The 22,344-nt window shown below is 66.0% G+C and carries 12 protein-coding genes; 4 read left to right on the forward strand and 8 right to left on the reverse strand.

From position 1 onward, the window contains the following. Positions 1-12: 12 nt before the first annotated feature. On the reverse strand, positions 13-261 hold the full coding sequence (locus SALLO_RS16905) for a hypothetical protein (RefSeq protein ID WP_022836494.1): 249 nt from the start codon (positions 259-261) through the stop codon (positions 13-15). 166 nt (positions 262-427) lie between these two features. On the opposite strand from SALLO_RS16905, the gene hisD reads away from it, so the two are divergent. Next, on the forward strand, positions 428-1,732 hold the full coding sequence (hisD, locus tag SALLO_RS0111720; RefSeq protein WP_022836495.1) for a histidinol dehydrogenase: 1,305 nt from the start codon (positions 428-430) through the stop codon (positions 1,730-1,732). Between the two features lie 8 nt (positions 1,733-1,740). Here the strand turns inward: hisD and SALLO_RS0111725 are convergent, their stop codons facing one another. The 5 genes from SALLO_RS0111725 to clpX all read right to left on the reverse strand — a co-directional run bounded on the left by SALLO_RS0111725 (position 1,741) and on the right by clpX (position 7,949). Then, positions 1,741-2,106 (reverse strand): DUF5362 family protein, encoded by a 366-nt coding sequence (locus tag SALLO_RS0111725; protein ID WP_022836496.1) that lies wholly within the window; start codon positions 2,104-2,106, stop codon positions 1,741-1,743. Between the two features lie 451 nt (positions 2,107-2,557). Continuing rightward, positions 2,558-3,316 carry a 23S rRNA (guanosine(2251)-2'-O)-methyltransferase RlmB gene (rlmB, locus tag SALLO_RS0111730; RefSeq protein ID WP_022836497.1) on the reverse strand — a complete coding sequence of 253 codons (759 nt, stop codon included), beginning with the start codon at positions 3,314-3,316 and terminating at the stop codon, positions 2,558-2,560. A gap of 39 nt (positions 3,317-3,355) precedes the next feature. Beyond that, positions 3,356-5,587 (reverse strand): BamA/OMP85 family outer membrane protein, encoded by a 2,232-nt coding sequence (locus SALLO_RS0111735; RefSeq protein WP_022836498.1) that lies wholly within the window; start codon positions 5,585-5,587, stop codon positions 3,356-3,358. Further along, positions 5,584-6,675, reverse strand: coding sequence for a YihY/virulence factor BrkB family protein (locus tag SALLO_RS16910; RefSeq protein WP_022836499.1), 1,092 nt, complete (start codon positions 6,673-6,675; stop codon positions 5,584-5,586). The genes SALLO_RS0111735 and SALLO_RS16910 overlap by 4 nt, the downstream gene beginning before the upstream one ends. Next, the gene (clpX, locus tag SALLO_RS0111745; protein WP_022836500.1) at positions 6,672-7,949 is read right to left on the reverse strand and encodes an ATP-dependent Clp protease ATP-binding subunit ClpX; all 1,278 of its coding nucleotides are present in this window, start codon (positions 7,947-7,949) and stop codon (positions 6,672-6,674) included. The genes SALLO_RS16910 and clpX overlap by 4 nt, the downstream gene beginning before the upstream one ends. A 329-nt stretch (positions 7,950-8,278) precedes the next feature. Between clpX and SALLO_RS16915 the strand changes: the two genes are divergently transcribed. Beyond that, positions 8,279-10,696: a DUF5686 and carboxypeptidase-like regulatory domain-containing protein gene (locus SALLO_RS16915; protein ID WP_169577927.1), complete on the forward strand. Its 2,418-nt coding sequence runs from the start codon at positions 8,279-8,281 to the stop codon at positions 10,694-10,696. 22 nt (positions 10,697-10,718) lie between these two features. Here the strand turns inward: SALLO_RS16915 and uvrB are convergent, their stop codons facing one another. Continuing rightward, a complete protein-coding gene (uvrB, locus tag SALLO_RS18830; protein WP_022836502.1) occupies positions 10,719-14,450 on the reverse strand; it encodes an excinuclease ABC subunit UvrB in 3,732 nt (1,243 codons plus the stop codon). Between the two features lie 78 nt (positions 14,451-14,528). Further along, complete coding sequence (locus SALLO_RS0111760) at positions 14,529-20,228, reverse strand: Ig-like domain-containing alpha-2-macroglobulin family protein (protein ID WP_022836503.1); 5,700 nt, start codon at positions 20,226-20,228, stop codon at positions 14,529-14,531. A gap of 316 nt (positions 20,229-20,544) precedes the next feature. Between SALLO_RS0111760 and hisC the strand changes: the two genes are divergently transcribed. Further along, positions 20,545-21,657, forward strand: a complete 1,113-nt coding sequence (gene hisC, locus SALLO_RS0111765) for a histidinol-phosphate transaminase (protein WP_028567197.1) — start codon at positions 20,545-20,547, stop codon at positions 21,655-21,657. Positions 21,658-21,714: 57 nt separating this feature from the next. Then, positions 21,715-22,317, forward strand: coding sequence for a bifunctional nuclease family protein (locus tag SALLO_RS0111770; RefSeq protein ID WP_022836505.1), 603 nt, complete (start codon positions 21,715-21,717; stop codon positions 22,315-22,317). Positions 22,318-22,344: the final 27 nt, after the last annotated feature.

Consider the following 22,344-nt stretch of genomic DNA (forward strand, 5'->3'; position numbering starts at 1 on the left):
GCGGGCGACGCGTTACCGGTCGTCCGTGTCGTCCCAGTCGTCCTCCTCTTCGTCTTCGTCGTCCCAGTCCTCATCATCCCAGTCGTCCTCGTCGTCCCAATCCTCGTCCTCCTCCCAATCGTCCAGGTCGTCGAGGTCGGCTTCCTCGTCCCAGTCGTCGTCTTCCAAATCGAGGTCCTCCAAGTCATTGTCTTCGTCGTCCCAGGCGGCCTCATCGTCCCAAACATCGTCGTTTGCGGCGTGTATCGAAAAGTTATCCATAGCAGTCAAGAAATAAGAGGCGCGATGCGCGCATTCTGTGAGAGGTTGTGCGAATGCGCAAGAAAATGACAGCGCCGGTACAATGCAACGGGCACATTGGAAAATGTCGACACTACCATTTGGCGGAATGTGCCTTCCGTGAACCTGTTCATCAGCCCTCTGCACCATGCCCTTGCTCCCCATTGTATCGTACGACGAGCGCCACGCCATGCTCGATGCGGTGCTCAGCCGAAGCGCGTCCTTCAGCGACACGGTAGACGCTGCCGTGGCCGAGATCCTGGCAGCGGTGCGTGCCGAGGGCGACGCAGCGGTTCGTCGGTTCACCGCGCGCTTCGACGACGTGACGATCGAGGCGCCGCGCGTGCCGCCGGCTGCGCTAGCCGACGCGTCGGCGGCCCTCGATGATGCGCTGCGCTCGGTCATTGCCGATGCGGCCGCCAACATCCGCCGCTTTCACGAGAAGCAGGTGCGGCAGTCGTGGTTTACAGAAGACGGGGATGGGGTGGTGCTGGGCCAGCGCGTGATGCCCATGGACCGCGTGGGCCTGTATGTGCCCGGCGGCACGGCCTTTTATCCGTCCAGCTTGCTCATGAACGCGATCCCGGCGCAGGTTGCGGGGGTCGAGGAAATTCATCTCGTATCGCCGCCCCAAGCCAACGGCCGCCCCCACCCGCTGGTGTTGGCCACGGCGCATTTCCTGGGGCTGGAGCACGTGTACGCCATCGGGGGGGCGCAGGCAGTGGGCGCACTCGCGTTTGGCACAGACACGGTGCCGGCAGTCGATAAAATTGTGGGCCCCGGCAATGTGTACGTGGCGGCGGCCAAAAAGCAGGTGTACGGGCGCGTGGCCATCGACTCGGTGGCTGGGCCCAGCGAAATCGGGATTCTGGCCGATGCCACGGCCGATCCGTCCTTCGTGGCGGCCGACCTCATTTCGCAGGCCGAGCACGATCCGCGCGCCTCGGCGGTGCTCGTTACGCCGCATCGCCCGCTGGCGGAAGCGGTGCAGCAGGACGTGGAGACGCGGGTGGCCGCGCTGCCCCGCCGCGACATTCTTCAGCAGTCGCTGCCCAACTTTAGCGCGTGCGTCGTGACGGACACCATGGCGGAGGCCACGGCGCTCATCAACGAGCTGGCGGTCGAGCACCTGGAGATCCTGACCGACGACCCCTGGGCCACCATGACCGACATTCGCCATGCCGGCGCCATCTTCTTGGGGCCGTATTCCTCCGAGCCGGTGGGCGATTACTTTGCTGGCCCGAATCACGTGTTGCCCACCGGAGGCACCGCGCGCTACGCTTCGGCGCTGGGCGTCGACGACTTCGTGCGCACGCAGTCCGTGATTCAGTACACCGCGCAGCGCCTGGAGCAGACGGGCGATGCCATCGTCGCTTTTGCCGAGGCCGAGGAGTTGCAAGGACACGCCGAAGCCGTCCGGGCGCGCCTCAAGAAGCTTCGCGGCAACGCGTGAGAAGGCGGCTACACGGTCAGGGTCGACGGATCGAAGGCGGTGAACAGCGAGCCGGTAAGTACGGCGATGAGGAGCACCGCTACGATGAACAGAAGGGCAAGCGCAAATAGCACCACTTGCGTAAGAAAGAACAGGCGCAGTTTGTCGAGCATGCGCACGAGATCCGCGGGCGACGGGCTGTGGGCAGCGTTGCCCGCCTGGTACAGCAGCACGCCCAGCCAGATATACAGCGCGCCGATGAGCACCACGAGGTACATCACCCCGATGATGATGTTGATGACGCCCAGAATCTTTAGCCAGCGGCTGGTGTCTTCCGCCTTGGAGGCGATTGCTTCGAGGAGATCGTGGGCCGATGCGGAGGAGAAGGCGTCCATAGGGCAAAGGGGAATGGAGCGGGCCGTGGGAGCTACAAGATGCACCGTGCGCCGGTCATTGTAAAGGCGCAGGACGGGAGCCGCGCGGCCATCCTAGATATGACCTTCGGCCTCCGCGTCACTCCCCTCCGTTCGTTCCTCGCAATGACAAGAGAAGGTGTTGTTTTTCCGGAACGTTGGGCGTGCAGTTGCGCAAGCCGCCCCGAACGGCCATTTGAACCATTGACGCTCCGTTCCTTCAATTCCCCATTTTGTCATTGCGAGCGACCAGCGGGAGCGTAGCAATCTCCACAGTCGGGCAAGAACGTACCGTACAATGCAAATGACGGCTCATCCTGGAAGGGAGGTCGAAGGTGATACCTGTGGCCGGGCCTTTAGGTCATCCCGGAGGGGCAATCGCCGGTGACCGGCGCCCGCTTCGGGTGGGCCGACCGTACGGGCCGGCACGCCGCTACGATCGCCCGCGGGCCGCGGCAAAGAGAAACAAGGACGCCGCCACACTCACGTTCAGCGACTCCGCCGGACCGCGCATCGGGATGGCCGCCAGCGTGTCACACGCCGCTGCAACGTCCGAGGCAAGCCCGTCGCCCTCGCTGCCCACAACAATGACCACCGGCCGCTCCCAGTCGACCGCCCACAGCGACGTGTCGCTCGTGCCCTCGGCGCCCACCACCCAGTAGCCCCGCTCCTTGCACTGCGTCAGGAACGCGGCCAGGTCGTCGGTGCGGGCAATGGACAGGCGGGGCGCGGTGCCCGCGCTGGCTTTGATGGCGGTTGCATTGAGCGGCGCCATGCCCCGGCTGGGCACCACCACGCCGTTCGCGCCAGACGCTACGGCGCTGCGCAAGATGGCCCCGAAGTTGCGCGGATCGGTAACCCGGTCGATGGCCAGGAGCACGGGCTTGCGCGTCTGCACATCGTCCCAGGTGGGTGCCACGGCCGTCAGCAGGTCGTGCGGGGTGTCGTAGCGCATCGGGGCGGTGATGGCGGCCACGCCCTGGTGCACCGCGCCCTGCGCCTCGTGCCGCAAGCGGGCCTCGGGGACGTACTGCAGCGGAATGCCACGCGCCTGCGCCGCCTCGCGGATGGCGCGGATGGTGCTGCCGTGCGCGTCGTGCTCCAGCATTACCTTCTCGATGCCGACATCCGCGCGCTCCAGCAGCTCGCGTACGGGGTTGCGTCCTACGACGGTAGAAGTATCAGCAGTCATACAGGGTTGGGTACAAAGAGAAAAAGGGGAAGGCAGCAGCTAAAACGTACGTCCAATGCCAAAGTGCACGCGAAAGCGACGCACCCACTGCGTGGGTGCTGCGGTGATCGGACGGCCCGCGCGCACCGCTTCCACCACGTCGCCGGGCCGGCGAAGGTCCAACGGCCCCGGATTAACTTTGGCAGCGAGGTCGAGGCGCAGAAATCCAAACGGGGTGCGGTAGCGCAGCCCCACGCCCGCGCCCACCCGCACCTGGCCCTGGCTTGAGCGCGTCGGGTACACGTTGGGCGCCACCGACGGATCGGGGGCCAGCGCCCATCCATCGGTGCCAAGATACGCCGCGTCGACGAACACGGCCGTCTGCCAGTCGGAGCTTAGGCCTGGAAACGGGAGGCGCATCTCCAGGTTGGCGCCCAGCTTGATGGTGCCGCCGGTGGGTTCATAAATGACCGTCGAGTCGGTGGCGAGGCTGCGGTCGCGGGCAAACTTGCCGCCGGCCAGCTGCGCGGGCCAGCCGCGCACGTCGGTGCCGCCGCCCGCGTAAAACAGAAAGTCGTCGAGACGATTCTCGAACAGCACATTGCGCCGCAGCTGATCGAGCGAGGGGCGGGCCGGGAGCGTGAGGGCTCCACGCGTGCCTTGTAGCGGGCGAAAGAAGCCGCCAAACAGCCGCCCGGCAACGTTGATGTTAGGCGTGAGCGGATAGTATCCGGTGACGGCATTGCTCAGCCGCAGAAACTGGATATCGGAGCCGAGGAGCGTACCGGCCACCTCCAGGCCGGGCTCAATCAAAAAGCCGCGGCGCGGGTTGAGGTAGTCGTCGGTGCGGCCCAGCGTGGCGCTCAGCGACAGGATGCTCTTGTCGAAAAAGTCGTCACCCAGGCCCAGGCCGGCGTCGGTGCGCTGGCTGGTGAATTGCTTGGTGCGGTTGAAAGTGTGGCGCAGCGACACGGTGCGAAAGGGAAGCAGCGTGTAGGTCAGCTCGGTGTTGAGGCCAAACTGGCGCTCGTTAAGGCCCAGGAAGCGCGTGTTGTCGGTAAGCAGCTTGGGGTTGAGGCGCTGCAGGGCAAACAGCTCGACGCTACCGGCCAGTTGCGTGCGAGAGATAAACGGCTGCCGCAGCAGCGTGGATACGCGAAACAGCCGCTCGGTGGGCACTTGCGACTGGGCACCCGACAGAAAAGCGGGCAAGAAGCCGTCCGGGTTCTCGGGGAGGCCCGTCTCGGCCACCAGCCCAACATTAAACAAGCGGGCCGCGCCGAAGAAGTTGCGGTGGGTCCAGGTGCCCTCGCCGCGCACACCCGTCTGTGCGCCATAGCCAAGTTGTGCGGTAATAGAGCGCAGCTCGGCCTCGCGCACGCGGTAGCGCACCGTCACGGTGCTGTCTTCGGGCTGGGGCGGCAAATCGGCCAGGGCCACGCGAAACAAGTTCAGCGAAAAGAGCTCTTGCTGCCCGCGCTGCAGCTTGGCCTTCGCGTACGTGTCGCCCAGTGCAAATGGAACTTCCCGCCGCACCACCGCCGCGGTCACCGACTCATTTCCATCCACGATGAGTTCGCTAAATGTGCCGCGCGGTCCGGGGCGAACGGTAAACCGGAGGTCGACGGCTGTAGCGGCCGAGTCAATGTGCGCGGTATTGCTTACACGCGCAAAGGCATACCCATGATTTTGCAGCCACGTGGCGGTTTGATCCGCAATTTGAAGCTCGTTGAACGTCGTGTAGCGGCGCCCCACCGACACGTTCAGGGTCTGGCGAAAGGACTGCCAGGCGTCGTGGAGGGACGGGGCGAGTGCACGCTGAACCGCCGTCGTGGCGTCCGGTCCGCGAAACGACACGCTGCGGATGGTAAGCGCTGGCCCCTCGCGGATGGTAAAGATGACGTGGAAGGTGTTGGTTTTGGGATTGTATTGCGAGGCCGGGTAGTCGACAAACGGGTTGAGGAAGCCGTTTTGCTGATAGAAGCGCCGCAGGCGCACCACGTCTTTTTGGAGGGTGACGGGGTCGAAGCGGTACACCGGCGGGTCCAGAAACCACAGGACTCCATCGAGCCGGTCGCGCAGCCGATCCCAAAACGACGGCGCCTGCGTTTCAATCTGGGCCTTTAGGCGTTCGGCGGTAAACGTTTGGTCGCCGGGAAAAAGAAACGAGATGGCGCGAACCGTGGTCTCCTCATTGACCTCGCTCCATCGCGCGGATTGGCCGCAGGCGGCATGGGGGAGACCCCACCCCCCGAGCAGGGCCAGCAGCAAGACGGCAGCAGTACGAATCATGAATCGGCAGTGGACGACGGGCGAGACGAGATGTCGGGGGGGGACGCCGGGGGAACCGCGGGCGGCGGCGCGGGGCCATGGGATGCAGCCTCGGCCGCCGGCGCCTCATTCGCTGTTTGGGATCGGCTTGTCACGTGCCGGTGTTCGCGCAGCGAGGCTACCACGGCCCCTAGCATGAGGACGATGCCCGAGAAGTACACCCAAAAGACGAAAGCGATAATAAGCCCAAACGTGTTGCCCAGCGCGCTGAGCCCGGCGCCGCTGGCCGCGTATTGGTCGAAGTGGCCCACGTAGGTGGCGTAATAGGCAAATGCTTGCTTGGCGCCCTCCCACAGCACGCCGGCGACGGCTGCGCCGATCAAGGCGCTTGTTTTGCTCGGCGGCGGCTTGGGCACGAAGTAGTACAACTGATAGAACATGGCGCCGGTGATGAGCAGCGGCACAAATACTTTCAGGGCATGAAAGAGCGCTTGCGTGCGGCGAATGACGGCATCGAGGCCCGGCACTGCGCCGCTGATTTCGTTGAGGAGCGGACCGACAAGGGTTGAGAGGCCGATGGTGAGCGTAAAGAGGATGCCCACCTGCACCACCATGCGCACATCGAAGAGGTAGCCGCCCAGTACGGATCGGCTCTCGTGCCAATCTTGCTCGAAGGCGTTGCTTACGGCGATGCGCAGCGTGATAAAGAGCGAGACGGCCGAGAGAAAGAGGCCCGCGCCCCCCAGGCCGATGACGGTACCGCTGGCGCTTTGCAGCTGGTTGAGAAACTCGATGAGCTGGGTGCTCTGCGCCGGCGGCAGAAAGTCGCGGATGAAGCGGGCGACGGTGGAAAAGGCATTATTGCTTTGCAGCACGCGGCCCGCGACACCGGTCGAGAGCACCACGATGGGCACCACCGTCACCAGCACCTTAAAGGCGATCGCCTGCGCCCATAGGAACAGGTTTTTTTGCGAGATCTCGTGGTAGAGGCCCCGCGCATAGTAGCCCAGCGTGGCCTGTGCGGCCTGCCACCGGCGCGAGTGCGCGAGGCGCTTGTACAACTGCTCATACAAGCGCGAGGGCTCCTCCTGTTCAGCATTGGTGCTCACGCGCTTGCTTTTCGTGATTCAACAACGGGCGGGCGTCCGTCGCAAACGGTGGCCTCAGTAATCAGACAAGCGTCGGCTGCGGGCGAACGGTGGATATCGTACATAATGTCCAGCATCACGCGTTCCATAACCGACCGCAGGCCGCGCGCGCCCGTGCCCAGCGAGCGCGCGCGCTCCACGATGGCCGTCAGGGCGGCGTCCTCAAAGTGGAGGTCGATGCCGTCGAGCGCAAACAGCTTTTGGTACTGCTTCACCAGCGCGTTTTTGGGTTCCACCAGGATGCGGCGCATCTCGTCGACAGTCAGCGCGTTGAGCGCGGTGGTTACGGGCAGGCGGCCCACAATTTCGGGAATCAGGCCAAAGCGCAGCAAGTCATCGGGCTCTACGTGCTGAAAGATGCGCGGGTCGTCTTTGTCGATGCGCGGCGGATGATTGGCGCGCGCCGTGGCGCGAAAGCCCATGGCCCCCGAGGTGCGCCGACGCGCAATGATGTCGCCCAGCCCGTCAAAGGCCCCCCCGCAGATGAACAAGATGTTGGTCGTGTCGATGGGCACTAGGCTTTGCTCGGGGTGCTTGCGCCCGCCTTTGGGCGGCACGTTTGCCTCGGTGCCCTCCAGTAGCTTCAGCAGCGCCTGCTGCACGCCCTCGCCCGAGACGTCGCGCGTGATGGAGGCGTTTTCGCCTTTGCGTGCCACCTTGTCGATCTCGTCAATGTAAACGATGCCACGCTCGGCCTCCTCCACCTCAAAGTCGCAGGCCCGCAGCAGGTTCGAGAGAATGCTTTCCACATCTTCGCCCACGTAGCCCGCTTCGGTAAGCGCCGTAGCATCCGAGATGGAAAACGGAACCTCCAGGATGCGGGCCAAGGTGCGTGCGAGGAGCGTCTTGCCCGTGCCGGTGGGACCGATGAGCAAGATATTGGATTTTTCGAGCTCCACGTCGCGAAACTCGGGCGCATAGGCCTCGGCCGATACGCGCTTGTAGTGGTTGTACACCGCCACCGCCATCGCCTTTTTGGCCTGGTGCTGCCCGACCACGTATTGATCGAGGGCCTCCACAATCTTTGGCGGCGTTAGCGAACGCACCTTGGGGCTGTGCGTGTACGTAGCAGCGCGCGAGCCCCCGCGCTGATCGCCATCCACGATGTTCGCGGCTTCCTGAATGCAGCGGTCGCAAATGTACACATCGGGACCGGCCACCATCGAGGCGGCCTCCTGGGCGCTGGACCCGCAAAACGAGCAGCGTATCACGTCATTTCCCGATTGTTTGCCCATGACTTGCCTCGCACCTTACGGGAGATTTGAGCTCTTAAAGTAAATCTACGCGGCACGCCCCGTTATGTGCCCATGGCCCAAACGTCAAGCGTCTTGCACGTACAAAACCGCAACGTATGCGTCGCTATCCGACGCAAGGCAGGCAATGGCTACGCAAATCGCGGAAAGCTTCAGGCGCTACCGCAGTCCGTTGCCGCTCGTCAGGGCATAGCCCCGCTCGCCGAAACGAACGTGCACGCCGCACGGAGGCTCATTATGTTGGGCACCGAGGCTGAACAATACGCCTTGTCGCATCACGTGTGTACCGGATCATGATTGCAGGCAGCGCAATGATTGCAAATCTACGGCTTGGCCTTGTCGGGTGGTGCTTGTGCGGGTTGATGATGGGCGTGCTGGGGCGTCCGACGCAGGCGCAGGTGCTCACCGGCCGCATCACCGATGCACGCACGGGCGCGCCGCTGACGGCGGCTACGGTGCAGGTGCAAGATACCTACACAGGTACCATCACCAACGCCGAGGGCCGCTTTGAACTGCGCGTCGATTCGCTTCCGGTAACGCTGGTCGTACAGCACATCGGCTACAAGACGCTGGCGCGCCGCGTGACCACGCCGGGTCCGCATGCGCTGACCCTGCAACCGACCCGCGTGGCCTTGCCCGAGCTGACGGTGACCGGGCCGAATTTCGCCGAAAACATTATGCGCAAGGTCATCCGGCAGAAGCGCTCGTGGTGGCCGCGCCTCGAAACGTACGCCGTGGAGGCGTACAACCGCTTTACCATTCGCAACGACACGGGCATCGTATCGATCATTGAAACCCAGACGCGGGCATTTTGGAAGCAGGGGGAAGGCTTCCGCGAGGTGATGCGCGCGCGGCGGCAGACCGCCAACCTAGCCATTGACGGCGCCGTCCCCGCGGCCCTCTTCGTCGCCAACCTCTACGCCGATAACATCACGTTGGGTGGCCACCGGCTGGTGGGCGTCACGCATCCCGACGCGGTCGACCGGTATCGCTTTCGCATCGACAGCGTCCGCGTGCGCGACGGGCAACGCGTGTACGACCTGCGCGTCACGCCAGCCTCCGGCCTGATGAGCGGCTTTCGGGGCACCATCTCGGTGCTCGACTCTACCTACGCCATGATTGCGGCCGACCTGCGGCCCAGCGCGGCGTTTCGGTTTCCGCCGCCGCTGCAGGCCTTCGATGTGCGCATGCAGCAGCAGTTCGACGCATTCGGTGGGCCGTTTTGGCTGCCGGTCGATTTTCGGGCGTCGATGCGCATCAAGGTGGGGCTGAGCGCGCTCCTCGACGTGCCGCCGGTGCGTGTGCGCCAGGTGTCGCGCCTCTCGGAGTACCGCGTGAACGGGCCCGTCCCCGACTCGCTGTTCGCGCAGCCCCAGCGGGCCGTGGCCACGCGGGCGCCGCGGGCGGCCGCCATCGACTCGATGCGGGCCGATACGCTTCGCATGGGGGCGGTGCCCCTCTCGCGGGCCGAGCAGCGCGCCTACACGCAGATCGACAGCAGCGACACGCTCGAAGATGCCTTCCAGCCGACGGGGCCGCTGGCGCGGATCCTTGAAATCCGTAACGAGGTGGCGCGGGTCAGCGCCGTCGACACCGCTGCGTCGGGGCCGGTGAATCTCGGGTTTGAACCGTCGCTCTGGTACAACCGCGTGGAGGGCGGGCACCTGGGCGGGCGCGCGACGATGGAGGCGGGGCCGGTGCAGGTGGCCGCGGGCGGCGCGTACAACACCAGCCGTACCGGCCCCACACGATGGACCTACGAGGGCCGCGCGTCTCTCGACGTGGGCGCCACGACGCAGGTGGGCGGCACGTACCGCTACGGCATCGACCCGCGCTTTCCCTCGGACCCCTACGGCCGCTTCATCACAAGCATCAGCGCGCTGCTGGGCGAATCCGATTACTACGACTACCTCGGCAACGAGCGCTGGCGGGCGACGGTGACGCAGCAGCTGTCGCCGTGGAATGCGGAGCTGCGCGCCCGCTACAACCACGAGCGCCACTTTCCGGTGGCGCGCACCACAAGCTACGACCTGCTGGGCGTCGACGAGCCGTTTCCGCCCAACCCGCCCGTGGCCCGCGGGGTGCTACAGTCGGTGGATCTGAGGGCGCGTTGGGCCTCCGAAGACAACGTGCCGCTGGGCTTTGGCGGGCAGAAACGGGTGAAGGTGCTCGTGGAGCACGCACCGGCCGCGTGGAATCCGGCACGCTTCTCGTTCACCCGCGTGCGCGGGTCGGTCACGTGGCGCTTCGAGACGTTCTTCCCGCGCCGCTTCCTCAGCAACACGCTCGACGTGCGCTTTAGCGGCGGTACCTTCCGCGGCACGCTCCCGCTGGCCCGTTTTGGCATCGTGGAGGGCGGCATCGACGGCTTTACGCCGTTTGGCACGCTGCGCACGCTCGACGGGCAGCCCTACCAGGGCGAGCAGCACGCGGCGTTTTTCTGGGAGCACAACTTTCGCACCGTGCCGTTCGAGCTGTTGGGCTGGCGGGCGCCGGCCGCGGCCAACTACAACGTCATTCTGTACGGCGCGCACGCCCGGTCGTGGGTGGGCACCGAGCGGCTGCAGAACCTGCGGGCCCGCGGCATCACGCTCCCGGTGCCCAACGGCTGGCATCACGAAATCGGCGTATCGCTCAGCGGACTCTTCGATCTGCTGCGCATCGACGCGACCTGGCGCCTTGATCAACCGGCGTTCTCCCTTGGCGTTGGAGCGGCGCGCCTCCTTTGAGGCCGCCGGCGTGGCCCGCGCGTCACGCGCCCAGTTGGGCCTTCAATTCGTCGATGCTGTCGCGCAGCTCGGCCGCCCGCTCAAACTCCAGGTTGTCGGCCGCCGTACGCATCTCCTCGGTCATTTGGTCGATGAGGTCGCGCTTCTGGTCGTCGTCGAGGTACTTGATGACGGGGTCGGCCACGGCGGCGGTCATGCGCTCGTCGGGTTCGTAGCGGAAGCCCTGCGGCCCGCGCTCGTCCCGCGCCTTTTCGTCGGCGATGGCCGTGCCGCGGCGAATCTGGTCGCTGGACTTCTTGATGGGCGCCGGCGTGATGTCGTGCTCCTCGTTGTACGCCAGCTGAATCTCGCGGCGGCGCTCCGTCTCGTTAATCATCTGCTGCATGGCGTCGGTCACCTCGTCGGCATACAGGATGACTTCGCCGTTGACGTTGCGGGCGGCGCGGCCGGCGGTTTGGATGAGCGAGCGCTCCGAGCGCAAAAAGCCGCGCTGGTCGGCATCCAGGATGGCCACCAGCGACACCTCCGGCAGGTCGAGCCCCTCGCGGAGCAGGTTCACGCCCACCAGCACGTCGTACTCGCCCAGCCGCAGCCCGCGAATAATGTCGACGCGCTCCAGCGCATCAATATCGGAGTGCATCCATCGCACGCGCACGCCATAGTCGTCCAGGTAGTCGGCCAAGTCCTCGGTCATGCGCTTCGTGAGCGTGGTAACCAGCACGCGCTCGCCGGCCTCTACGCGTTGCTGGATCTCCTCCAGCAGGTCGTCAATCTGGTTCCCCTTCGGACGCACGTCCACCTCCGGATCGGGAATGCCCGTGGGGCGCACCACCTGCTCGACAAACACGCCGCCGCTTTGCTCCAGCTCGTAATCGGACGGCGTAGCGCTCATGTAAATCGTCTGGTCGGTGATTTCTTCGAACTCCTCAAACGTGAGCGGGCGGTTGTCCAGCGCCGAGGGCAGCCGGAAGCCGTGCTCCACCAGCTTCAGCTTGCGGGCCCGGTCGCCGTTGTACATGGCGCGCACCTGCGGGATGGTCACGTGGCTCTCGTCCACCACCAGCAGGAAGTCGTCCGGAAAGTAGTCGAGCAGGCAGTACGGGCGCTCGCCGGGCTCGCGGTCGGTGAGGTGCCGGCTGTAGTTTTCGATGCCCGAGCAGTAGCCCACCTCCTGCATCATCTCCAGGTCGAACATGGTGCGCTGCTCCAGGCGCTGCGCCTCCATCATCTTTCCCTCATTGCGCAGAATGGCGAGGCGCCACTTCAGTTCTTCCTTGATGCTGTCGATGGCCGCCTGCAGGCGGTCCTCCGGCGTCACAAAAATCTGCGCCGGATACAGCGTAAGGAACGAATCGATCGCTTCGATCTCGGTGCCCTCCTGCGGATCGATCAGGCTGAGGCGGTCGATCTCGTCTCCCCAAAATTCGATGCGATAGGCGCGATCCTCGAAGTAAGCCGGAAAGATGTCCACCACGTCGCCGCGCACGCGAAAGGTGCCCGGCTGAAAGTCGAGGTCGTTGCGCTGGTAGAACAGGTCGATAAAGCGGCGGAGCAGCTCGTTGCGCTCCATTTCTTCGCCGCGGTGCAGCTGCACGATCTCTTTTTTGAACTCATCCGGCGAGCCGAGGCCGTAGATGCACGATACGCTGGCCACCACAATCACGTCGCTGCGCCCGCTAATGAGCTCCGATGTGGCGCGCAGGCGCAGCCGCTCGATGCGATCGTTGATGGCTACGTCCTTTTCGATGTACGTGTCGGTGGGGACGACGTACGACTCGGGCTGGTAGTAGTCGTAGTACGAGATGAAGTACTCGACGGCGTTGTTGGGAAAGAACTGCTTCAGCTCGCCGTAGAGCTGCGCCGCCAGCGTCTTGTTGTGGCTCATCACGAGGGTGGGCTTGTTCACCTCCTCGATGACATTGGCCACGGTGAACGTGTTGTGGACGAACAGGCCGCCGTGTCCTGCCAGAAACGTTTCGGGCCCCGGCACGCTCAGGTCGTACACGTACGGATGGTCGTACGCGATAGGGTCAACCGATGCGATGGGGGTCCACCGTGCCGTGCAGAGGCGGCGTAGCGCCTGCCAATCGGCGTGCCACGCGTCGTCTACGGACGCCGTTGCGGCCCATCCCCGAAGTGCGGTGAGTGCTTGGTGCAGAACGGATCGCGGCGGGCGGCGCGCGCCGGTTTCGTAGTACTGTATGGCGCTGCGCGACCGGTTGCAACGTGCGCCCAGCGCGCTTGCGGAGCGGCCAACCGCGCGGCGCAGGCGGCGAAGCATTGCGCCATCAATCGGGACCACATCAACGTTCGAGTTCTCGGTAGCGCTCAGGTGCGCGTTCAGACGGCCTTGCTTCGCGTCGATCGAAAAGCCGACATGCTTCGCGAATCGTTGGAGGTCGGTCTGCCCCGAGATCGTGACCGTGTAGTAGGTGTCTCCCGCATGGGCGCTGTTCGTGGCGCGCTTCGTTGTGGTTCGGATGCGCGCCCAAATGCCCATGCGCTGCAGGGCATAGGCAAGATCGGAGGCGAGGCCCTCACTTGCTGTAGTGGCCGTCACGGCGTTCGCGCGGGCTACGGTTCCGTCGCCGTCGAAGTAGGCGCGCAGGAGTGTGCCCAGCCCGTCGGTAGAGAGCTGAGGCCAGAACGACGGCAGGCGCTTCGTGCGGGAGCGTCGCCCACAGGACCCCGCAAGCAGCTCGGTGAGCGCTTTCGATCCGATCTGATAATCGCTCGAAGGCCGTTCAAGAAACGGAAGCTGCAGATGGTGAAGCGCCGCCTCGATATCGGCTCGAACGCCCGGGTGGCGATTGGCCAGCACGACGTACCGGTCCGTGGCGTGGCCTTCTGCGACGTAGTATCCAAAGAGACGCAAGACATCGGGCGTCAGTGGTAAGGTGCCCGGTAGCCGGTGGGCTGCCTGTTTCCCACCAATTTCGGCGTTCGCAGGAGTCCACGTTCCGCCGAGGTTATCGGTGGCAGCCAGTACAGAGGCGAGCGTCGTGGCGGTTAACCCTCCGTCGCCGTGTGTTCGTCCGCGAATCGATGCCAACTTGGCGTACGGCTGCTGGAGGCCCGCGTCTCGCAGCGGGCGAGCCAGCGCCCCCGCGCCGTGCTCCTGCAGATAGGCGCGCAGGAGCGGCGCGGCCTTCACATACAGGCTGCTGTCGCGAAGGGCATCGAGCACGTTGATGGAGGTGCGGCCGCGAGGTTCTGGAATGCGTTCCGGCAGCGGGATGTGATCGGACGGGCGCGCATCGGCCGTGTCAATAAGGCACAACTGCCCGTCACGGAGCACCCACAGGTTGTGATCGCCGGTGAGCGTGGCTTGCCGCCCGCATGCCGTGGTGAGGCGGTACATGGTGTCCGGCGCCTCGTGCCGAATTGCTGCGCGCACCGGGGCCTCGCGCACGTCGCCGGTCTCCGGATCAAAAGCTAACGTGGTGCACGCGTCCCCCGAAAAGATGACCTCCTCGGTTCCGTTGGGATGCTCCACCACGCGACGCCCGCGCTCTATCTGTGCGTCAACAATTTCGCCAATTGGCGCAACACGCGGTCCATCGTCGGCCGGTGGGGTAACGTACACCGGATCGTGGTAGCCTAGGCTCTTGCCGGTGCCCGTCGCCCCCAGCAGCGTCTGGTAGTCGTCGCCCCGTTCAAGGCCGGCCACCAGCTCGCGGATGGCGGTTGGCTGGTCGCCCATCGGGTCGAAGTCGGAGACCAAGTCAAACGCGCGGTCGGTAATGACGTCCATCGGAGCGGGAGATCAGGCAAAGGCATCGAGCGCACAAAGCCGTGATAAAACGGCGCGCGCCGCCCGAAAGTTGCGCCGTCAGGGCCTGCGCGCGGCCGTCGATGGTAAAGGAGGCGTCACGATCACCGCGCCGGTCGCGGTCTGTCCGCGGATTGCCGGCTGATACATCTCCTCGGCGGTGGCCGGCGGGTGGATGAACGTGCCGGGGGTGGTGGCGCGGGCGAGGTAGGTGTAGGTATGCGCGCCCTGCTGCAGGAAATCGGCGAAGAGGAGGACGCGGGTGTCGCGCAGCTCGGTGTGGTTGAAGGAGCCCCACCAGCGACTGGCCCCAACATCGGCACGGCCGAGTGCTTGCTGGTCGGACGTCTCGAAGGCGGCGTTGACGGGCTCCAGCCCGGCCGGCAGGGCGTCATCGACGACCACGTAGTTGCGGTCGGCAGGGCTGTAGAGGCGCAGCGTCACGCGCACCAGTTGCCCGGCGGCCAGGCGCAGGGTGTCGCGGCCGGTGGACTGCGGGGCGCCCACGGCGTCGCCCCGGTCGTTGAGGCGCTGGATGGTGCGTTCGAGGCGCAACCCCTGGGCCCGCGCGGGCTGCGGGGCGTCGGTGTAGGTGATGAGCTGCGCCGCGTAGTACGCCGTGCCGGTGCCGTCTGCGGTGACGGTAAGCGGGAGCGTGCGCCCGGTGGGCAGGTCGGCGGCGGGCACGGTGCGAGACGCCACGCGCAGCGTCCGCTGCCGGAAGGCCTCTTCCAAAATTGTGCGGCCCGCCAGTTGCACCGTCGCCGCAAAGTCGGGCGCTGCCGCTTCGTAGGCTTCAACATAGGCCCGCAAGGCATCCACCACGGCGGCGTTGTCCTGCGTGGAAGCCCAGTGGCCGTTCTGCCGCTGATTGATGAGGTAGCGCACCATGCGTTGCGCGAGGGAGCGGAAGGCGTCGGTGGGCCCCGCTTCGATGAGCGCCGTCAGCCCGTGGGCCGTCGCGCGCACCGAGCTTCCAAAGATCCAGCCGTAGGCTCCGGTGTCGGGCACGCGCAGGTAGGCCTCGGTGGCTTCCACCCGAAGTTGCGCCCGCAGCGCGCGCGTCAGGGCGTCGCGGTAGCGGTTCAGCGCTGCGGTGTTGGCGTGCACCACGGTGCGCAGCAGGTGACTCACGGCTTCAGGGCTGGACGGCGGGTCGCTGGCCAGGGCGGCCACCTCGCTTTCCAGCACCACCCCGTGGCGCGCCAGGGCGTAGAGCATGAAGGCCCGGGTGTCGGTCCATACCGCGTCGCTGTAGGGCTCCGGACGATCGCTGCGGTTGCGCACCGTGGCGCGCAGCGCGGCGACGGCCTGCTGGGTGAGCGGCTGGGGCACGGCATACCCGGCGGCCTGCGCCTCGGCAAGGGCGAGCACCACGTAGGCGCTCACGTACGGATGCGCCCGCGTCCCGCTGTCCCACAGGCTAAAGCCGTCGCCCACCCAGTAGTTGGGCAGCCGGTTGAACCAGTCGCGCACCTGCTGCTCGCGCGTGCCGCCAAGCACCTGCAGGTCGAAGGCGTCCAGCAGCGCGCGCCCCAGCAGCAGCGGACGGATGCGCGAGGTGCGCTGCTCGATGCAGCCGTACGGATAGTCGAACAGGTAGGGCAGCGCGCCGTCGAGGCCCACGAGGGCCGTGCTCGACAGGCGCACCGAGAACGTCCCGAGCTCCGGGAGGCGGTTGGGCGGCAGGCGCAGGGTTTGTTGGGCGCGGTCTTGCGTGGCGGCAACGGTGGCGCTCACTTGCTTGGTGGAGGGGCGCAGGATGGGCAACGTGGTTGCGAAGGCATCGCGGGCGCCGCCGAGGGCCGCGCGAAATTGGAGCCGCGCCGTGTCGGCACGGGGCGCGTGCCACGTAAACCGGACCTCCTCGGTCGCGCCCGCCGGGAGGCGGATGGTCTGCTCGGATGCACTGCGCAGGGTCAGCCCCTCGGCCGCAGCGCGCACGGTAACGGCACCGGCCTGGCCCGTGCGGTTGCTCACCAGCACGCCGGCCGAAAACGTGTCGCCCCGCCGCGCAAAGCGGGGGAGCGCCGGCTGCTGCACCAGCGGCTGCGTCACCGTCACATCGGTGTGGGCCGCGCCAAACTGCTGCTCGGACGTCAGCGCGGTAGCCATGAGGCGGAAGGTGGTGAGGCGCTCCGGCAGCGTAAACGACACGGTGGCATGGCCGGAGCCGTCGGTGGTAATCACCGGATCCCAGTGCGCCAGTGCGCGGAAGTCGGTGCGCAGGCCGTTGCCCACCATGCCCCCGCCCCCACCCAGGGCTTCGGCCTTCTGTCCGAAGCTGCGCTGCTCCACCAGGTAGCCGCGCGTGTCGGTGGTGGTTACGCCCAGCGGGCGCGGGCCGTAAAACGTCTCAAACGGATCCGGCAGGCGGTAGCCAATCAGGTTGAGCACGCCCGCATCGGCGGCGCTAAAGGCAATTTCGCCGGGCACACCCTCGCCCGCTGCGGTGCGGAGCTGCAGGTCTACCGTGGCCGTTTCGCCGGGGCGGTACGTGTCTTGTGAGGGCGTAACGGTCACCTGAAGATGCTTTTGGGCGGCGTCGACGCGAAGCTCGGCATACCCGATCTTGAACGCGGGCGCGCCGGGGTCGTGGGTTGCTTCGGGCGGGGCCGTGCGGCCCTTCCACAAAATGACGCTGACGAAGACGTTGGGCAGGTGGCGCTCGGCCAGCGGAATCTCGATGCTGGGGGTGCTGCCGGTGAGGGTCGTCACACGGCTCGACAGAATGCCTTCGCGCTCGACGGTGATCAGCGCGGAGGCGGTCTCGTAGGGCGACTGTACCATCACCTCGGCCGTTTCGCCGGGCACGTAGCGATCTTGGTCGGTAATGAGCGGAATGCGGTCGTCGTTTGAGCGCTGCCAGGCCACGTAGCCCGCGCCCGAGGCGTACAGGTATGTCTCGCTCCGGATGGCATTGCCCCGCACGTCGCGCGCGGTGGCCCGAATGACGTACCGCCCGCCCTGTGCCACCGGCACGGTAAGCCGCGTGGCGCGGCCGCGCTCGGTGGTCACGGTGCGCTCGGTCACAACCGCTTCGGTGCGTTCGCTGCGCCAGCGCAGGCGGCCGTCGGCGCCCACCTCGCGCACGCTGTTCCACTCCTGCCGCACCAGCTGCACGGTCACCGTTTTGCCCCCCACCGACGCGCCGTTGGGGTCGACCGTTGCGGCGTCAATGGTGAGCGTCTTCGTCTCCGACAGATCCAGGAACGAGGTGCCCGGCTTCAGCCCGATGTAAAAGAGGCCGGGGTGCAGCGGAACGCGGGTGCGTGCCGAAATCGTCTGGCGCGTGGGGCTCGTCACTGTTCCGGAAAACGTCAGCGTAGCGGGCGCTCCGTGTTCGTTGCCTGGCAGCGGCGTGCGGACGCGGGCGGCGCTGTTGGCGTTGAGCAGGGTATCGCCTTCGGCGATGGTGGCGTACAGGTACCCGTCCATCGGCCCAAAGCGGTACCCGTCGAAGCCGTCCGGGTCGAACGCCCCCGACGTCATGCGGAGCGTGTAGTCGACGGGCTGTCCGGCCATGCCCGCCCCAAAGAGGTAGCGCGCCGAGATCGTCCCCTCGAAGAAGTCACCCGCCACGTACTGCGGAGCGACGGCGTGTGCCTCAACCGCGAACGACGCCCGGCGAAAGGCATCCACCCGGAAGCTGCCGGTGGCAAAGCCGCCGCGGTCCCAGGAGTCCTCCGCGGCGAGGGTCGTGTCGGTGGCAAAGCCGAGGCGCATCACGTAGCGTCCTTGCGTTGCACTTGGGCTCGCGGTCCACTGCCCGTGCAGCGTCCCCGTGGGGCGCGGCTGAAACGAGCCGTCGTAGACCAGGGCCCCGCGGGGCCCGTGAATCACGAGGCGCAACGAATCGCGGATCGGCGCCCAGTCGCCATCGGTCTTTTGCCGGGCAATGCCCTTAAAGTGCACGGTGCTGCCCGCGGGGTACAGGCCGCGATCGGTAAACAGCGTGGCCGTGCGGGTGCGCGGCTCCGGACTCCAATCGTAGTCTACGCCCAGGCGGTAGGGCTCCACGCCGTCGTCGTACGCGCTGCTGGTAAAAGCGACGTCGCCGTTGTGCGTCACGACGGCGTACACGGTGGGCGACGACCAGCGGCCCTCGGATGTCATCCCCAAGGCCGCCCAGCCGGGGGCTTGTGCGCGTCCCTGCGCGTCGGTGGTGCCGGTCCACAGCACGTCGTTTGCTTCGTTGCGGAGGGTGACGGTTGCCCCGGCAACGGGCGTGGCGTCCGCGAGGCGTGTGACGACCACCAGAATTTGGTGTGGGCTGAACTTGCCCGTGACGCCCAGGCGCGTGACCTGCGCCAGGGCACGGTGGGAGCGGTCATCGAGCACCGCCGGCCCGCGCAGATGCATGCCAATCAGCCCGGTGCCGCCCGTGAGCAAAGAGTCGAACGGCAGCAGCGCCACGCCGGGGGTGTTGCGCGGTAGGTCCAAGTCTACCGTCCGGCGCGCCGGTACGGCCGACCGCTCGCACGTGGCATAGGGGCGCATGTACGGGCAGAGCGCCGGGACCAGGGTGCGGGCCGTGAGGCGCTCCATGCCCACACGCACCGAGGCGACGTTGGTCGCGCGTAGCGGGAGGGTGGTCATCCCATTAGCTTCGAGCACGAGCAGGCCGGTTTTGGCATTCAGCGCCGGTTCGTAGGCGCGGGTGCCAAACGTAGCGGAAGTCCGCGGCAGCGTTTGCCCCATCGTGTCGCGCAGGGTGGTGAGCGTGAGCGTGTAGCGCGTTTCGGGCTGAAACGTAAGCGGCAGGGTGTGCGAGGTGCTTACGTTGGCATCGCGCGCCTCGATGCCCGCGGGCCACGGCACGGCGGGCGTAAACGAGAGCGCCTTGCGCAGCGCCTCGAAGCGCACCGGCGTGCTAAATGAGAGCGTGAGGCTCCCATTGGGATCGAGCCGGGTGGGGCGATCGCGGTAGTACCTCGGTTGGTCGACTTCCGTCAGGCGGAGCGGGCCGTACGTTTCGAAGTTAAGGGTCGTGGCCTCGTCGGTCCCGAGTGGGCCTTCAGCGCTGGGCAGCCCCTGTTCTACGCGCAGGACAAACGAAGCGCCGGAGGGCAGCGGCCGGGTGGGCGTAACCACGAGGGTACTGTCGCTGGCATTGCGCACGTCGATGGCATACGACCGGCGGCCGCGCGCCTGCGATCGGCGTTGATAAAGCCGGAGGAAGGGCGCCGCCGCTTTGGCCACCACGTGCTGATTGAAGTGCAGGCGTAGCGGCTGGGTGGGTGCCACAAAATCTGCTCCGCGAGCCGGTACAGAGGACACGAGGCGGGGGCGCGGCGTCTCGAACGACCACGTGAACGGCGCGTCTAGCGTCTGCCCGTCAACGCTCGTTAGGGTAGGGCGCAGCGTCACCTCAAACGCGGTGGCGGGCGGCAGCGCGCGGTCGGGCGTAAAGACGAGCGTTTGGGTGCCTTCCCACCGCAGGGTGCCGGTGAGGGCCGGGCGGGTGGTAAGCACGTCCGGCGGCGGTGGCGGCGCATCGCCCAGCGGCACCATCGGGCGCGTAAAGGTTACGGTGAGGGGCTGTTGGGGCGGCAGCGTGCGGTGCCCGCCGATGGGCGTGGCGCTCAGGATGCGGAGCGGGCCGTCGAGCGTGGGTACGTAGTTGGGCGCTTCGTTCGCTTGCGCTAAGGCAACGGTGCGCACAGAGGTTTGCTCTGAGGAGGAGCCCGTGCACGACGTAAGCCCAGCGGCCACGATCAGCAGAGCGAACAGGCGAGCGGAAGCAATGAGGAGGCGCATGGGCGGTGAGCGCTGGGCAGTAGATCGTTGCCCGACAATGTAACGAGGACGCGACACTAAAGAAACCATGTGCATCTTATGCTTGCGTGACCGTACAAGCACGCAAATGCACCATCTTAGAAAGATTGCGCGTCGCGTGGCGGCATGGAGCGGGCGTTCAAAAAATCAATGACGGACCCGCGCTTGTCCCTGCTGTGTCTTATACTTGCCAACAACCATTCGGCTGGTCAGGCAGCATCCGCCCTGTGCGCGGGGGCGCCTTCCGGATGCGAAGTGGCTCGGTTCGTTTCTCTCATGGATAACCTTCGGCTGCGTTATGGCTACATCGGCTCCTTCTTCTTCGGTAGATGACGTGCTGCGCCACGTGCGTTCGGCGGTGCGCAACGAAAAAGCGTACGTGGTGGGGGCGCCCTCGCGGGCCGAGGTGAAGCTCAACCAAAACGAAAGCCCGTACGACCTGCCGGCCGACGTGCGCGACGAGCTTCACGAGCACCTGGCCGCCCTGCAGGCGAACCGGTACCCGGCCGAGCAGCCGCATCAGCTGTGCGCGGCCCTCGCGGAGGCGCACGGCATAACGCCGGAGCACATTCTGGTGGGCAACGGATCGAACGAACTCACTTACACCTTTGGGCTGTGCTTTATCGACCCGGGCACGCCGGTGGTGCTGCCGCGCCCCATGTTTTCGCTCTACGAAAAGGTGGCGCACCTCTACGGCGCCGACCTCACGAGCGTGGGGCCGCGCGACGACCTCTCCTTTGACACCGACGCACTCGTAGACGCCGTGCAGCGCACAGGCGCGGCGTTTACCGTGCTTACGTCGCCCAACAATCCCACCGGGCTGGCCATGCCCTTGGCAGAAATTGAGCGTGTGGTAGACGCAGCCCCCGGCATTGTGGTCGTGGATGAGGCGTACGTCGAGTTCAACCCTGAGGGCAGCGCCCTTTCCTTGCTCGACGCGCATCCCAACGTGGTCATCATGCGCACCTTCTCGAAGGCGTACGGCCTGGCGGGGCTGCGCCTGGGCTACATCATGGCACATCCGCGCCTGGTGCGCGAGGTCACGAAGTCGCGCCTCCCGTTTATGGTGGACCGCCTCGCGGAAGCCGCGGGCCTCGCGCTGTTGGAGCGCCCGGCGCTCATTGCCGAGCGCGTGGAGCAGATGAAAGACAGCTGCGCCCGCCTTACCGAGGCGCTCGCCGCACGAAGCGGCGTTACGGTGGTCCCTTCCCAGGCCAACTTCGTGCTGTTCGAGCCGCCGGGGGAGGCCACGCGCTTGCAAGAACGCCTGGCCGACCGGGGCGTGCTGGTGCGTAACATGGGCGGTTACGCGTCGCTGGCGGGCTTTCTGCGCGTTGCGGCGGGCACGCCGGCGGAGAACAAGGCATTTCTGGAAGCGTTGGATGATGCGCTACATGAACGCGGCGCATAATGTACGCCCGCCGGGTCGCTTGCTTCGTATTTTGCTTATTTCCACAGTTCCCACGCGATGGATTTTATCCGCGTAGACATTATCGGCCTCTCGACTAGTCCTTCCAGCGGCGGCGCCTATGCGTTGGTGCTGGGCGAGGTGGATGGCAACCGCCGTCTGCCTATCATCATTGGGGCGTTTGAGGCACAGGCGATTGCCCTGGAGTTAGAAAAGATCCAGCCGCCGCGGCCCATGACGCACGATTTGCTGCGCGACACCTTCGAGTCGTTCGAGGTCGATGTCAGCGAAATCGTGATTGACGAGCTGCGCGAAGGGACGTTCTTTGCCAAGATCCGGTACGCGCACAACGGCGACGAGGAGCAGCTAGACGCCCGTCCCAGCGATGCGGTGGCCCTCGCGGTGCGCGTCGGCGCGCCCATCTTTGTGGCGCCGATGGTGCTTGAGGAGGCCGGCATCGTGGCCGAAGACGAGGAGACGAGCATGTCGTCGCTTGCCGAGAAAGCCGAGTCGACGGCTTCAAGCGAGGAAGAAACCGGCGGAACGAAGCTGGAGCGGATGGAGCGGAAGCTCCAAAAGGCGATCGACGAGGAGGATTATGAGCGCGCGGCCGAGCTGCGCGACGAAATTGAACAACTGAAAAGCCAGCAAAACCAAAACTAGACGTACGGCGGCCCGGCCGTATGGCTG

Source organism: Salisaeta longa DSM 21114, assembly GCF_000419585.1.
Taxonomy (GTDB): Bacteria; Bacteroidota; Rhodothermia; order Rhodothermales; family Salinibacteraceae; genus Salisaeta; species Salisaeta longa.